Source organism: Terrabacter sp. P5_B1 (assembly GCF_056400505.1).
In genome coordinates this window covers 1-726 of sequence record NZ_JBFULD010000609.1, presented here as the reverse complement: position 1 = coordinate 726, position 726 = coordinate 1, and the positions used below count along the sequence as shown (strand labels likewise).

Annotated in this window: 1 protein-coding gene; it reads left to right on the top strand. The window is 73.9% G+C overall.

Translation table 11 applies throughout. The features are described 5' to 3' along the window. Positions 1 to 651: helix-turn-helix transcriptional regulator (locus tag AC1DP0_RS22380; protein WP_478088850.1), on the top strand; the 651-nt coding region annotated here is incomplete at its 5' end. Positions 652 to 726 lie beyond the last annotated feature (75 nt).

Sequence of the window (726 nt, the reverse complement as noted above, 5' to 3'; positions counted from 1 at the left end):
CTCGTCGAGCAGGGCGCCGTCGTGCCGCACGAGCCCACCGGCGGGCGCCGCGGACGCGGTCGTCCCGCACGCGCCTACGTCGTGTCCGATGCCGGGCACAGCGCGCTCGAGGCCGACTACGACTCGCTCGCCGTCGAGGTGCTGCGCTACCTCGAGGCGCAGGCCGGGCCGGCTGCCGTCGCCGACTTCGCCCGGAGCCGGGTCGGGGCCCTCGAGGAGCGGTATGCCGCCCGCCTGGCTGCCGCCGGCGACGCCCCCGCCGCTCGCACCGAGGCGCTCGTCGAGGCGCTGAGCGAGGACGGCTTCGCCGCCACGGCCCGACCGGTCGGCGCGGTCGGCGCGGGCGGGCTCACCGGGGTCCAGCTGTGTCAGGGGCACTGCCCCGTCCAGCACGTCGCTGCCGAGTTCCCGGCGTTCTGCGAGGCCGAGACCGACGCCTTCTCGCGGCTGCTCGGCGTGCACGTCCAGCGCCTCGCGACCCTGGCCGGCGGCCACCACGTCTGCACCACTTTCGTCCCGACCGGTGGGATCGGCACTCGCCCCCGGAAGACCACGCAGCCCTCGGGTGTTTACCCAGAGGCTGCCCAGACCCGCACCAGCACGAGCACCAGCACCGACACGCTCACGCACGTTCAGGAAGGTTCCTCATGACCACCCACATCGAAGAGCTCAACCCCGGCCTCAAGGGCATCGGCACCTACGAGTACGGCTGGGCCGACAGTGACK